A 13,083-nucleotide genomic window follows, 5' to 3' on the forward strand; every position below is an offset into this window, starting at 1 on the left:
CCAGCCGCTGCGCCGGCACGTGCCTCCCGGCCGTGCCGGCGCAGCGCTTTTGGGGGCGCGCGCGATGCGTCGACGTCCCTTCGGCGCGCACGAATTGACCGAGCGTTCCACTCGGGATGTCGCCTTTACGCCGCGTGGCGCGCGAGGCCCGCACATGCGCGTGGCGTGCTCCGGTCGCGAACACGCGCGCAACCTTGACGCACGTCAGGGAACAAGGGCGACAGCCGCGAATCGCTCGCATTCACCGGGTGCAATCGGCGCGTTTTTCCGCTCGGACGATTCCTAGGGGAACTTTGAACGGACTCCGATATCGGGGCGCGCCGCCCCTCAACACAATTCCGTTGCAAGGCTCCATGCGCGCGCCACGAGAGGACGCAGCGAAGGAGCAGAAGACAAGGACACATCGGAATGAAGTACCGCTTCGTCGACACCGCGCTGATGGCGCTGGCCGCGTGGACGTGCGCCGGCCTCGCGCTGGCCGCCGATGCGCCGCCGCGCAATGCCGCAGCGGCCAGGCCGGCTGCGAGCAGCAAGGCCGCGCCGCCGAAGGCCAAGGCCGCCGCGCCGCAGAAGGCCGTGCTGGTGGACATCAACAGCGCGAGCAAACAGGAACTCAAGACGCTCCCAGGCATCGCCGACGCGGAGGCCGACCGGATCATCGCCGGCCGTCCCTACCTGTCGAAGGCGCACCTGCAGACGCGCGGGATCGTTTCACCCCTGGTCTTCCAGGGCCTGCGCGATCTCGTGGTGGCGCGACAGAAGGACGCCAAGTTCGGCAAGGCGGCGAAATGACGATGGTGCCGGCACGCGCGCGGCGCGCCGCGCCGGCCGAATTCGAGGGGTGCCCTCACCCGAGGGCGAATGGTTAGCAAGGTGGCATCCACCAAGGAGGGTATGGTGCATATCGCGATAGGAAGACTGAGAAGGCTGACACGCTATGTGGCAGTCGTCGGAGCCGCAGCGTTGATGCTGCATGGCTGCGGCGGGGGTTCGGATGGAGACACCGGACCGGCCGGCCCGCAAGGCCCTGCGGGTCCCGCGGGCCCGTCGACGCCGACCACGCAGGCGCCGGTGAACCTGGCGCAGATGAGCGCCGAGCAGTTCGCCGCGACGCAATTCAATGCGACGGTCACTGGCGTGACCATCGCGAGCCCGCCAGTCGTGACCTTCAAGGTGACCGACCAGAACGGCAACGCGATCGCCGGCCTGGGCTCGACTTCGAAGTCGGCCACGGCCACGGTTGCGAGCTACCCGAACCTGTCCTTCACGCTGGCGAAGCTGGTGCCCGGCAAGCCCGGCGCGGCGCCCGGCATCGCCGGCCCCAGCAAGTGGGTCAGCTACATCGTGACGAGCGTCCCCACTGCGACGGCCGCCTCGAAGGGCACGACGCCCTCGAGCGACAACACCGGAACGCTGGTGGACAACGGCGACGGTACCTACAAGTACACCTTCTACCGCGACATCACGCAGGCGAAGGCCCAGGTTGCCGCCATGACCTTCACGGGCAACGAAAAGGCCGCCGACCTCGGCGACCTGACGTACGACCCGAACGCGGTGCACCGGCTCGTGCTCATGATCTCGGGCAACGCCCCCGGGACCGGCACCAACACCCCCAACGGCGTGCAGTCGACGGCGGCCGTCCCGCTGAAGAACCCGGTCAACGCGGTGTTCGACTTCATCCCGGCCACGGGCAAGGTGCTCACGCCGACGGACGAGGGCCAGCGCCTGATCGTCGACAAGGCGAGCTGCAACGAATGCCACGGCAAGCTTGGCGGCATTCCGGGCACCGAAAGCCAGACCTTCCACTCCGGCAGCCGGTATGACCCGCGCCTGTGCGTGACCTGCCACACCGACCAGCGCAAGTTCGGCAAGGCCAACGTGACGTCGACCAACAACGTCTTCACCGGCAGCACCAACGTGGCCGACGGCGTGACGGTTGGCGACTTCCCCGTGCTGATCCACCGCGTGCACAAGGGCGAGATGCTGGTCAAGGAAGGCTACAACTACGCCGGCGTGAAGCTGAACGAAACGCGCTATCCGCAGGACATCCGCAACTGCTCGAAGTGCCACGACAGCACCGCGCCGAAGGTGGCCCCGCAAGCGTCCAACTTCAAGACCGTCCCGAGCCGCCTCGCCTGCGGTTCCTGCCACGACGGCATCAACTTCGCCACCGGCCAGGGCGTGACGAACGCGGCTGCCAACCAGGCCAAGCTGGAAGGCCAGCCCGTGCCGACCACCGGCACTGGCCACATCGGCGGTGCGCAGGCTGACGACAGCAAGTGCGCCCTGTGCCACGACGCGAACTCGATCGAGAAGGTGTACCACCTCGCGATCACGCCGCCGAACCCGCAGAACTCGCTCGCCGTCGCCGGCGGTAACAACAACACGAATGCGGCCTGGATCGCCTCCAAGCTCGACAACCTGCCGCCCGGCGCGATCAAGGTGACGTACGACGTCAAGAGCGTCTCGCGCAACGCCAGCAAGCAGCCGGTGATCGTGTTCCGGATGCTGCAGAACGGCACCGCGGTCCCGTTCAACGACAAGGCTGCCAAGACCGAGATGTGGGACAACTTCGTCGGTTCGCCGAGCGCGTACTTCGTGTTCGCCGTGCCGCAGGACGGCATCGCGGCCCCGACCGACTTCAACGCCTCGGCCTCGGGCTACCTGAAGACGATCTGGAACGGCACCGCCACCGGCGCCGGCGCGGGCACCATGACCGGCCCCGACGCGAGCGGCTACTACACCGTGACGCTGACGGGCGTGACCGTCCCCGACGACGCGAAGATGCTCACGGGCGGCATCGGCTACACCTACGGCCTCACCGCCACCCAGCCGCTGACGCAAGTGAACCTGGTCGACAGCTCGCTGGCCGACCCGACCCGCAAGCCGCGGTTCGGCACGGCGGACTCGCCTGTGGTGGCCGGCAAGAAGACCGGTGGCCTGATCGTCATCGCCCAGGACGTGCAGAAGGTTGGCGACGGCTACACCGGCCGCCGTGCGATCGTCGAGGACAAGCGCTGCAACTCCTGCCACGAGGAACTCGGCGTGTTCACGCTCGAATCCTTCCACGCCGGCCAGCGCAACGACGGCACGACCTGCTCCTGGTGCCACAACCCGAACCGCACGAGCAGCGGCTGGTCCGCGGACTCGACCTCGTTCGTGCACGCGATCCACGCCAGCGCCAAGCGGGAAGTCGGGTTCAACTGGCATGCGGCGTCGGCCGACAGCACGTATGCAGGCATCGAGTACCCCGGGATCCTGAGCAAGTGCGAAACCTGCCACCTGCCCGGCACCTACGACTTCAGCGCCAGCACCTCGCAGCAGCAGCAAGCCGGCCGGCTGCCGCGCACGGTAGCGACGGGCACGCTCGCGGCCAGCATTTCGACCTCGCCGTACTTCGAGCCTGGCGTCGCCTACGGCGGCGGCTTCAGCTTCAACGCCGGGACGGGTGCGACCACCGCAGCCGCCGGCACCACGCTGATGAGCTCGCCGACCGCGGCGGCGTGCTTCTCCTGCCACGACACGAGTCTGGCGCGGGCCCACATGGAAGCCAACGGCGGTTCGATCTACGAAGCGCGCAGCACGGCGCTGGCCAAGACCGAGCAATGCCTGGTCTGCCACGGCTCCGGCAAGATCGCCGACATCAAGGCGGTGCACGCGAAGTGATGCGACGCGCGTGAGCGCGAGCAGGCGGAGACCGGCTGTCGCCGGCCTCCGCAACCAGAACCCGGGGACGGAAACGTCCCCGTTTTTCTTGTGTCCGCGCGCAACGTTCCCTGTGGCCAAAGCGCCACCTAACGCAAACGGCGCGCGCGCAAAAGATTCGGCATGGGTACCCGGTTGACATTTGTCAACGTGGCCATTCCGCTGCGGAGCACCATTCACGTACTCGCAGTTTCCCTACTTCACTACAGGAGCAATCCGTGAAAGTCCTTACCCTCATCTCCACTGCCATCGCCACCGCCGCGTTCACCCTGCCGGCCACCGCCCAGGACGCCGACGCCGCCATGAAGCTGCTGAAGGCCGAGAACTGCACCAAGTGCCACTCGATCGACAAGTCGAAGAAGGGCCCGGCCTACCAGAAGGTCGCCGCCAAGTACAAGGGCAAGGCCGATGCCGAAGCCAAGCTCACCGAGTTCCTCACCAAGAGCCCGAAGGTCAAGCTCGATGACGGCTCGGAGGAAGAGCACAAGGCGCTGAAGGATCCGAAGGCCGTGGCCACCCTGATCAAGTTCGTTCTCGCTCAATAAGGTCCGGCGCGAAGTAGGGAACGCCGGCCCGCCGCATGGGCCGGGACCGGCGCCCGAAACGCCACAGGTTTTCGCAGAAGGGGGCCCCGCGCGGGGCAATTTGGAGGCGGTATGCTGAAGTCATTCATCCGGCACGGAAAGGCGGCTGTCGCGGCGCTCTCCGTGCTGCTGGCAGCGTGCGGGGGAGGGGGCGGCGGCGGCAGCGATGCGCCGGCGCCCGGCACCGGGGGTTCCCCCGGGCAGGCGACGCAGGCGCTCGCCGCGGCCGCCGCGAATCCGGCCAACGACACCTCGCGCAACGCCTCGGCTCCCTTCACCGTGCTGCAGTCCGCCGGCGTGCCGGCCGTGACCGTCAAGAGCCCGCCCAAGGTGACCTTCGCCGTCTTCTCCGACGGCAAGCTGGTCGACGACCTGACGCTCGCCAACGTGCGCTTCGCGTTCGCCAAGCTGGTGCCGGGCACCAACGGCGACCCGGACCAGTGGGTGAGCTACATCTACCGCAAGGAGACGCCGAAGCCCACCGTCGGCCCCAACAACGCGCCCGTGCTGCCCGACGGGGCCATGCAGGCCACCACCGATCCGCAGCCCGCCAGCGCCGCGGCGACGCAGCTGGTGCGCAACGCGGACGGCTCCTACACCTACACCTTCAGCACCGACGTGAAGGACCCGGCCAAGACCAACAACGTGGTCTTCGAGCCGCAGCGCACGCACCGCGTCGCGATCCAGCTGTCGTACAAGAACGCGGCCGGCGAGACGGTGCTCGTCAATCCGTACTTCGATTTCACCATCGACGCGAACGGCAACTCGGTGCCCGTCACCGACCCGGCGCTCACCCGCAAGATGACCGACGTGAGCTCGTGCAATTCCTGCCACGAGAAGCTCGCGATGCACGGCGGCGGCCGCGTCGACACGCAGTTCTGCGTGATGTGCCACAACCCCGGCACCACCGACGCGAACAGCGGCAACGTGCTGACGCTGTCCACCATGGTGCACAAGATCCACGCCGGCAAGCTGCTGAAGTCGCGCGGCGAGGAATACGCCATCTGGGGGTACGGCGACAACAAGATCAGCTTCGCCGAAGTCGGCTTCCCGCAGGACCTGCGCAACTGCACCAAGTGCCACAGCGGCTCCAACCCCGCCACCCCGCAGGGCGACAACTGGAAGAGCCGCGCCAGCCGCGAGGCCTGCCTGACCTGCCACGACGGCAAGGCCTCCACGGAACCGACCTCCTGGTTCGTCCGCCACACGTTCTTCAACAAGAACCGCGACCCGAATGCCGCGGCGACGCTGCTGCCGAACAGCGAATGCGCCCGCTGCCACGCCCCCGGCGGTGCCATCTCGCCCGAGCGCGTGCACTTCAACCAGAACGAGGACAACGCGGCCAAGTACAAGATGAACATCGAGGCGGCCTCGTACGACGCGGCCAGCAACGCGATCACGGTCAAGTACTTCCTGTCCGATCCGACCCGCGGCAACGCCGCCTACAACCTGGTCACCCCCGATTGCACGGGCACGCCCGTGGCCTGCTCCGGCAGCACGAAGTTCGGCAACCTGCGCCTGATCGTCGCCTACGGCAGCCTCGCCGGCCAGCCCGCCAACGTGACGGAGTACACCAGCGGCAGCGCGGCCCAGGTGTTCGCCTACACCGGCACCAACGACGGCAGCAACCACTACACCGCCACGATCACGCTGCCGACGCCCTCGGCCACCCACGTGATCTCGGGCACCGCGCGCATCGCGACGATCGGCCAGGTCAAGGAGCCCAAGCTCGCACTCCAGTCCGCCGCCGACCCGCGCCCGGAAGTCACGCCGCGCACGCTGGTGAACGTGGTGGTGCAGAACACCTCCAAGGAAATCGCGCTCACCGGCACCCTGCAGCCGCGCCGCACCATCGTCTCGAGCGAGAAGTGCAACGTCTGCCACGGCGCGCTCGGCACCACCTCCGGTGCCAACACGCTGAGCGAAGCCTTCCACGGCGGCGCGCGCAACACGGTCGAAGCCTGCGTGGTCTGCCACGAGCCGAACAAGATGTCGTCCACGCTGATGACCAACGGCCTGGGCTTCAACGAGTCGTACCAGTTCAAGCGCATGATCCACGGCATCCACGGTAACTCGCGCCGCACGTTCCCGTTCACCCACGGCAACAAGGTCGGCGACCGCGCCTTCAACAAGGACGGCACGGCGGTCGGCGGTGGCGCCCCGCTGGCGGCCGACGTCGAGAACTACGCCGCCGAAGTCGCCTGGCCGGGCGTGGGCATCAACTGCAACGCCTGCCACGTCGACAACTCGTACAAGCTCGACAAGGGCACCGTGGGCTCCGTGATCCGCAAGCCCGCCGGCGAGACCGATCCGATGAACTGGCTGGTGATCTCGCCCAAGGCCGCGAGCTGCACGGCCTGCCACGACTCGCCCAAGGCCATGGGCCACGTCACGAGCTTCGGCAACGCGAGCTTCGGCGACCGCACCCAGGCCCAGTCGACGGCGACGGTGGAAACCTGCGCGGACTGCCACTCCAGTGGCCTGTTCAAGGGCGTGGACATCGTCCACGGTCAGAAGTAACGGCGAAGAAGAACCATGATGCGATTGCGCACGGTACTGGCAGCCTTGCTGCTTTGCGTAGGGGGGCTCGCCGCGCCTGCGGCGGCCCTGGCCGGGATGGATGCCGAGGCGTCCAAGGCCTGCGTGGAATGCCATGACTCGGAGGACCTGACGGACTCCAGCCGCCATGCGCACTCGCATTCCACCGATGCCCGCACCCCTGGCTGCGTCACGTGCCACGGGCCCAGCCCGGGGCACGTGAAGAAGCCGGCGGGAGGCAAGCAGCAGCCGCCGGACGTCATCTTCAGCAAGAAGTCGATCTCGCCGGTGGCCGTGCGCAACGCGGTCTGCACCAGCTGCCACAGCAAGGACCAGAAGCGCATGCTCTGGGCCGGCAGCCAGCACGAGGCGGCCGACATCGCCTGCAACAGCTGCCACCAGAACCACACCAACAACGACAAGGCGCTGGCGCGCGCCACCGAGACGGAGCTGTGCTACTCCTGCCACAAGGAGCAGCGCACCCAGCTCGCGCGGCCCTCGCACCATCCGGTGGCGGAGGGCAAGATGGCCTGCCGCGACTGCCACAACGTGCACGGCTCCGCCGGCCCCAAGCTGGCGCGCAAGGACAGCACCAACGACACCTGCTACAGCTGCCACGCCGAGAAGCGCGGCCCCTTCGTGCATCCGCACGAGCCGGCCACGCAGGACTGCGCGAGCTGCCACAACCCGCACGGCAGCACCGTGCAGGCGATGCTGAAGGCACGCCCGCCGATGCTGTGCATGCAGTGCCACACCCCGCACGTGACGGGTGGCGTGGGCGCCGTCGGCGGCCAGCCGGGCGTGTTCACCCCGCCGCGGCCCGGCTTCCCGGCGGCCGTCGGACCGACCACCACCGGCAAGAACGTCGTGAACACCTGGCAGGCGCGGGCGTGCACCAACTGCCACACGCAGACCCACGGCTCGAACAACCCGGCGGCCACCAGCCCGACGCCGCAATTCCTGTTCCGCTGAGCGAAGAAAGAAAACCATGCTTTCCCTCTGCCGACCCGCCGGACGCTGCCGTCCCTCCGTCCTCGCGCTGGCCCTCGTCGCAGCCTTCGCTCCGGCCTACAGCCACGCCGAGTCCGTCGTCGAAAGCTCCGTCAGCGCCGGTATCGGCGCCGTCGCGGGCGACCGCGGCGACCGCCTCCAGTTCGACCAGTACAGCGGGCTGCGCCCGAGCCAGCACGTGTTCGGCCTGTTCGGCGCCGACTACTACCGGCGCAACGACGACACGGGCGTGGGGGTGCGCTTCACCGCCAGCGACCTGCTGACCGACAACCGCGAGCTCGGGCTGCGCTGGGCCCGCCAGGGCGACTGGGCCGTGCGCGCCGAGTACGGCGAACTGGTGCGGCGCGAGACGGTGCTGTTCAACAGCGGCATCGCCGGCGCCGGCACCACCACGCCGCGCATCGTGACCATCGCGCCCGGCACCGGGTCGGACCTGGACCTCGCCACCAAGCGCAAGGGCCTCGGCCTCGGCTTCACCAAGGTGATCTCGCCGCGGCTGCAGTTCGAGCTGAGCGGCCGCACCGAGCACAAGGAAGGCTCGCGCCTGTTCGGCATCGGCTTCGCGTGCCCCTCCGCGCTGGCGCCCACCTGCACCGGCAGCAACGGCGTGCAGACGGGCTCGGGAGTGCTGTTCGCGCCCGAGCCGATCGACTCCGACCACCACCAGGTGGACGCGCGCCTGTCGTACGCGGCGAGCAAGCTGCGCCTGAGCCTGGGCTACTACGGCTCGTTCTACCAGAACAGCTTCGGCAGCCTGAACCCGCAGATCCCGGGCAGCCTGTTCAACCCGGTGGGAACGCAGCTGCCCACGAGCGCGGGGCTGGCGTCCATCCTCGGCAACCCGGTGGCGCTGCCGCCGGACAACCAGGCCCACCACATCGACCTGACGGGCGCGTACCTGCTGTCCCCGACTTCCACCGTCAACTTCAAGCTGGCGCGTTCGCGCGCCACGCAGAACGACAGCTTCCTCGGTGCCGGCCTGGCCGGCGCGCCGGCGGGCGTGGACGATCTCGGTGGCAAGGTCACGACGACGCTGGCGCACGCCGGATTCAGCGCCCGGCCGATGGCCAAGCTGTCGCTGCAGGGCAACCTGCGCTTCGAGGACCGCGACGACGACACGCCGCTGGCCCTCTACAACGTGGAAGGCACCACCTTCTACACCAACCGGCAACTGCCTTACCGCACCACGAAGGGCAAGCTGCAGGCCAACTACCAGTTCACGCCCCAATGGCGCGGCAGCCTGGGCCTGGGCCGCGAGCAGATCGACCGCGGCGTGTTCACGCCCACCAGCGCCACTGCTGGCGTGACGGCCGAGCGGCAGAAGACCGACGAGACCACCTACCGCGCGGAACTGCGCCGCCAGATGACCGAGAGCGTCAGCGGCGCGCTGGCCTACGAGCACAGCAAGCGCGACGGCTCCAACTGGCTGGCCGACAACAGCGGCCTGGGCGTGACCGAGGTGCCCGACCCGAACGCGCCCGGCATCGGCTTCGACCGCGGGGTCTTCATGCCGACGCTGGCGGACCGCAAGCGCGACAAGGTGCGCTTCCTGGCCGACTGGCAGCCGCTGGATGCGCTCTCGGTGCAGGCGGCGCTGGACGTCGGCACCGACCGCTACCAGGCGCCCGGCGTCTACGGCGTGCGCGAGTCCGGCATGCGCCAGGCCACCGTCGATTTCAACTACACCATCTCGGATGCATGGGGCGTGAACGGCTTCGTCGCGCACGGCAACCAGACGATCGACCAGAGCCGGCCCGACCAGGCCTTCATCGCCTTCAAGAACCGCGAGACGCACGTGGGCCTGGGCCTGACGGGCAAGCCGACCAGCAAGCTGGAACTGGGCGCGAACCTCTCGTACCTGCGGGATCGCGCCACCTTCGCGCAGCGGCTGGACTCGACGGCGCCGCTCGCCGATGTCGCGCTGCTGGAAGCCAGCGGCGGGCTGCCGGCCATCACCTTCCGCCAGACCGTGCTGCGGCTCTCGGGCAAGTACACGCTGGACAAGCAGTCTGCGCTGCGCGCGGAACTGGCGCACTACCGCACCCGCTGGAACGACTGGGCCTGGGGCAGCAACGGCACGCCCTTCGTGTTCTCGGACGGCACCGTCGGCACGCGCGACCTGGTGCAGCGCGTGACGCTGCTGCGGGTGGTCTACACCTACAGCTGGAAATAGGGTGGGGAAGAGGGGGCGGCGCTCGGCCGCCCCTTGCGAGGAGAGCGACGCTCAGCCGCCCTTGTGGGCGCGCTTGCCGGGGTTCTTCTTGCTGCGCGTGGACGTGCCGCGCTCCAGGCTGATCTTCTGGCCGGTGCCTTCCCTGGCGATGCGGTAGCCCTCCGCGGTGCGCGGGGCGGGGGTGCGCTTGCGGTCGGCTTCGGTCACGATCTTGTTGCCCATGTTCTGGTTCTCCGGGTGGTTTGTCGAGCTACGGACAATACACCACTGCGCCCTGCACGGTGCACAGGCCCGGCGGGCCGATGCGCGTGGGCGGCACGAACTGCAGGTGCGAGCCGTCGCTGGACCAGCAGCCGCCGGCATCGCACAGCGCCGGGCTGGGCGGGCGCTGGATCGCCACCGGGGGCAGCGGCGTCACCAGCGGCGTAACGGTCACGGGCGGGGCCTGGGCCGGCACTTCGATCTGCGGCGGCGGCACCGCGATCGGCGCCTGCAGCACGCGGCCCGGCCGCGAGGGCGGTGCGCCCACGCCGAGGCAGGTGCTCGCGGCGGCGGAACGCAGCGCTTCGACGCTCGCGGCGTCGGCCCGCTGCTGGCGCGCGGCCTGCAGCTGCGACAGCGCGCTGCCGCAGGCGGCGGACTTGAGCGGATCCTGCTGCGCCGCGCAGGGCAGGGCGAGCAGCAGGGGCAGGAGGGCGCGGGCGATCTTCATGGGCGCTTCGCGGGGTTGTCCGACAGGCGGCGCGGCGGGGCCTCGTCACATTGTGGCGCATGAAGTCCCGCGACACCCGCTCCAGCCACGCCAAGCTCGGCGAGCGCCCCACATCCTCGGTGCCGGCCCGGCCGGACCACGGCGAGAACTCGGCGAGCACCCTGGTCGAGGCGCCGCTGCCGAAGCGGCGCGACCGGCTCGATGCGCACGATTTCCCCGACGGCGGCGGCAGCGGCGGGGCCGAGGCCTTCAGCCGCCGCCGCACCAAGCCCTAGGTTTTGGACGACTTGCTGCCTTTCTCGCCCATGCCGGGCGCATCCTTGTCCTTCAGGTAGCCGGCCTGGTTCTCGCCCTTGCCGGCCCGTCCTTCGTTTTCCAGTTCGCGCGCCAGCGGTGCCTCGCGGTCGCTGCCGAATGCACCTTCGGTGTCGGGCTGGCCGCGCGGGCGCTCCGGCGCCATCTCCTCCACCTCGGGCGGATGCACGTCGCCGCTGGCCTTGGCGTTGTCCTTGGGATCGGGCATGTCCATTTCTCCTTTGCGGTACGCAACCAATCTAAGCCGCGGAGGCCGGCCGCTGTGTAGGATCGGGCCGCCATGAAAATCGCGACCTTCAACGTCAACGGGGTCAAGACGCGGCTCGCGCACCTGCTGCGCTGGCTGGAGAAGGAGCAGCCCGACGTCGCCTGCCTGCAGGAGCTGAAGGCGCTCGACGAGGGCTTTCCCGCCGATGCGATCCGCGCGGCCGGTTACGGCGCCGTGTGGAAGGGGCAGCGCTCGTGGAACGGCGTGGCCATCCTGGCGCGCGGGCAGCAGCCGGTGGAGATCCGCCGCGCGCTGCCCGGCGACGAGGCCGACACGCAGAGCCGCTATCTGGAAGCGGCGGTCGACGGCGTGGTCGTGGGCTGCCTCTATCTGCCGAACGGCAATCCGCAACCCGGCCCCAAGTTCGACTACAAGCTCGCGTGGTTCGAGCGCCTGATCGCGCATGCGGCCACCCTGGTGGACGCGGATCATCCGGTGGTGCTGTGCGGCGACTACAACGTGGTGCCGACCGACTTCGACATCTACAACCCGCGTTCCTGGCGCAAGGACGCCCTGCTGCAGCCCGAGAGCCGCGCCTGCTGGGAGCGCCTGCTGGCGCAGGGGTGGACCGATGCGATCCGCCAGCTGCACCCCGCGGTGCCGATCTACACCTTCTGGGACTACTTCCGCCAGCACTGGCAGCGCAACGCCGGCCTGCGCATCGACCACCTGCTCCTGAACCGCAAGCTGGCGCCGTCCCTGCGCGCCGCCGGTGTCGATACCTGGGTGCGCGGCGAGGAGAAGGCGAGCGACCATGCCCCCACGTGGATCGAACTGGCGAGCCCGCATCCAGGCCAGACCTAGGGAATTTTCTTAACCGCCGCGCAGTTTTCGCTTACCGCTGTGCTTGAAGGCCCGTGGTTTCATCCCGTTACGGACGAGCCAAGGGAGGGAGGAACCATGGGAGCACGCGACGAGAGCGGCGATGCGCTGCTGCTGGAGGCCTTGTCGGACAAGGTGCTGCACCAGTTGCCGGCGGCGGTGTGGAAGGAACTGTTCCTCGGCGGCGGGAGCGGCAGCATCCATTTCGAGGAACGCGAGCTGACGCTCGTGCACGCCGACGCCGCCGCGCCGGCGGGCGAGCCGGGCGGCGCGACCGAACGCTTCTACCAGGAGCTGCAGCGCATCAACACGCGCCACGGCGGCCGGCTCGATCCCTATGTCGATGCCACCGCGCTCGTCACCTTCGAGGAGCCGGGCGCCGCGGTGCGCATGGCGATGGAACTGCAGCGCGCCGCAGGGGGCGTCGCGCTGCGCATCGGCGTGGTGAGCGGAACCTGCACGCTCGCCTTCTTCCGCGCCCACGGCCGCCTGTGGTGCACTCCGCTGGGGCACCTGCCGCAGCGGGCCGCCGAAATCGCGGCCGGGGCGCTGGCGGGCGGCATCGTCATTTCGCCGGAGAGCTTCGCGCCCGGCGGTGTCCACGTGCGCGCGGGCGACTTCGAGGCCACGCGGCGCGACTTCCTCGATTCCGAGCCCGACCTCTCCTCGCTCGCGCTCGAAGCCGAATACGACGGCATCGACATCCGCTGCTAGCCGGCGCTGCTAGCCGCCGAATCCGCCCTCGCGCAGGAACTGCTCCTCCTCGGGCGTGCTCGCCCGCCCGAGCACGGGGTTGCGGTGCGGGAAGCGCCCGAAGCGCGCCACGATGTCGCGATGGTGGCGGGCATAGCGCAGCGACTCGCCCCCCAGGGGCTCGTTGAGCGCCACGCAGCGCTCCAGGTCCGCGAGCTGCTCCGAGTGCATGAAGGGCAGGTAGAAGAACTGGCGCAGGTCC

General features: G+C 69.2%; 13 protein-coding genes. 9 read left to right on the forward strand and 4 right to left on the reverse strand.

The genetic code is table 11. The features are described from left to right. Positions 1-408: 408 nt before the first annotated feature. The 6 genes from VFM98_RS16655 (at position 409) to VFM98_RS16680 (ending at position 10,011) form a co-directional block, all read left to right on the forward strand. Positions 409-792: a ComEA family DNA-binding protein gene (locus VFM98_RS16655; RefSeq protein WP_325111019.1), complete on the forward strand. Its 384-nt coding sequence runs from the start codon at positions 409-411 to the stop codon at positions 790-792. Between the two features lie 279 nt (positions 793-1,071). Next, positions 1,072-3,666: an OmcA/MtrC family decaheme c-type cytochrome gene (locus tag VFM98_RS16660; RefSeq protein WP_325111020.1), complete on the forward strand. Its 2,595-nt coding sequence runs from the start codon at positions 1,072-1,074 to the stop codon at positions 3,664-3,666. Between the two features lie 257 nt (positions 3,667-3,923). Next, positions 3,924-4,250, forward strand: coding sequence for a c-type cytochrome (locus VFM98_RS16665; RefSeq protein WP_325111021.1), 327 nt, complete (start codon positions 3,924-3,926; stop codon positions 4,248-4,250). 111 nt (positions 4,251-4,361) lie between these two features. Then, positions 4,362-6,809, forward strand: coding sequence for an OmcA/MtrC family decaheme c-type cytochrome (locus VFM98_RS16670; RefSeq protein WP_325111022.1), 2,448 nt, complete (start codon positions 4,362-4,364; stop codon positions 6,807-6,809). Between the two features lie 15 nt (positions 6,810-6,824). Then, positions 6,825-7,799 (forward strand): DmsE family decaheme c-type cytochrome, encoded by a 975-nt coding sequence (locus VFM98_RS16675; RefSeq protein ID WP_325111023.1) that lies wholly within the window; start codon positions 6,825-6,827, stop codon positions 7,797-7,799. 16 nt (positions 7,800-7,815) lie between these two features. Further along, positions 7,816-10,011, forward strand: coding sequence for an MtrB/PioB family decaheme-associated outer membrane protein (locus VFM98_RS16680; RefSeq protein WP_325111024.1), 2,196 nt, complete (start codon positions 7,816-7,818; stop codon positions 10,009-10,011). A gap of 51 nt (positions 10,012-10,062) precedes the next feature. Here the strand turns inward: VFM98_RS16680 and VFM98_RS16685 are convergent, their stop codons facing one another. Both VFM98_RS16685 and VFM98_RS16690 read right to left on the reverse strand, forming a co-directional pair. Continuing rightward, entirely contained in the window at positions 10,063-10,233 is a 171-nt protein-coding gene (locus VFM98_RS16685) for a hypothetical protein (RefSeq protein WP_325111025.1), read from the reverse strand. A 28-nt stretch (positions 10,234-10,261) separates the two neighbouring features. After that, positions 10,262-10,723 carry a hypothetical protein gene (locus VFM98_RS16690; protein WP_325111026.1) on the reverse strand — a complete coding sequence of 154 codons (462 nt, stop codon included), beginning with the start codon at positions 10,721-10,723 and terminating at the stop codon, positions 10,262-10,264. Between the two features lie 59 nt (positions 10,724-10,782). On the opposite strand from VFM98_RS16690, the gene VFM98_RS16695 reads away from it, so the two are divergent. Further along, positions 10,783-10,998: a hypothetical protein gene (locus VFM98_RS16695; protein ID WP_325111027.1), complete on the forward strand. Its 216-nt coding sequence runs from the start codon at positions 10,783-10,785 to the stop codon at positions 10,996-10,998. Here the strand turns inward: VFM98_RS16695 and VFM98_RS16700 are convergent. Beyond that, positions 10,995-11,246: a hypothetical protein gene (locus VFM98_RS16700; protein WP_325111028.1), complete on the reverse strand. Its 252-nt coding sequence runs from the start codon at positions 11,244-11,246 to the stop codon at positions 10,995-10,997. The two genes, VFM98_RS16695 and VFM98_RS16700, sit on opposite strands and share 4 nt — an antisense overlap. Positions 11,247-11,318: 72 nt before the next feature. Between VFM98_RS16700 and xth the strand changes: the two genes are divergently transcribed. Both xth and VFM98_RS16710 read left to right on the forward strand, forming a co-directional pair. Then, on the forward strand, positions 11,319-12,110 hold the full coding sequence (xth, locus tag VFM98_RS16705) for an exodeoxyribonuclease III (RefSeq protein WP_325111029.1): 792 nt from the start codon (positions 11,319-11,321) through the stop codon (positions 12,108-12,110). Between the two features lie 96 nt (positions 12,111-12,206). Then, a complete protein-coding gene (locus tag VFM98_RS16710; protein WP_325111030.1) occupies positions 12,207-12,842 on the forward strand; it encodes a hypothetical protein in 636 nt (211 codons plus the stop codon). Between the two features lie 9 nt (positions 12,843-12,851). On the opposite strand, the gene VFM98_RS16715 is transcribed toward VFM98_RS16710, so the two are convergent. After that, positions 12,852-13,083, reverse strand: a 232-nt coding sequence (locus tag VFM98_RS16715; protein WP_325111031.1) for a DUF924 family protein, incomplete at its 5' end; no start/stop codon positions are given.

It is taken from the genome of Ramlibacter sp. (genome assembly GCF_035706265.1).
Lineage (GTDB): Bacteria > Pseudomonadota > Gammaproteobacteria > Burkholderiales > Burkholderiaceae_C > Ramlibacter.

Bases quoted from the DNA above. Each gene is read 5' to 3' on its own strand.
- VFM98_RS16655 (WP_325111019.1), top strand. From the start codon at position 409: ATGAAGTACCGCTTCGTCGACACCGCGCTGATGGCGCTGGCCGCGTGG.
- VFM98_RS16670 (WP_325111022.1), top strand. From the start codon at position 4,362: ATGCTGAAGTCATTCATCCGGCACGGAAAGGCGGCTGTCGCGGCGCTC.
- VFM98_RS16675 (WP_325111023.1), top strand. From the start codon at position 6,825: ATGATGCGATTGCGCACGGTACTGGCAGCCTTGCTGCTTTGCGTAGGG.
- VFM98_RS16680 (WP_325111024.1), top strand. From the start codon at position 7,816: ATGCTTTCCCTCTGCCGACCCGCCGGACGCTGCCGTCCCTCCGTCCTC.
- VFM98_RS16685 (WP_325111025.1), bottom strand. From the start codon at position 10,233: ATGGGCAACAAGATCGTGACCGAAGCCGACCGCAAGCGCACCCCCGCC.
- VFM98_RS16690 (WP_325111026.1), bottom strand. From the start codon at position 10,723: ATGAAGATCGCCCGCGCCCTCCTGCCCCTGCTGCTCGCCCTGCCCTGC.
- VFM98_RS16695 (WP_325111027.1), top strand. From the start codon at position 10,783: ATGAAGTCCCGCGACACCCGCTCCAGCCACGCCAAGCTCGGCGAGCGC.
- VFM98_RS16700 (WP_325111028.1), bottom strand. From the start codon at position 11,246: ATGCCCGATCCCAAGGACAACGCCAAGGCCAGCGGCGACGTGCATCCG.
- xth (WP_325111029.1), top strand. From the start codon at position 11,319: ATGAAAATCGCGACCTTCAACGTCAACGGGGTCAAGACGCGGCTCGCG.
- VFM98_RS16710 (WP_325111030.1), top strand. From the start codon at position 12,207: ATGGGAGCACGCGACGAGAGCGGCGATGCGCTGCTGCTGGAGGCCTTG.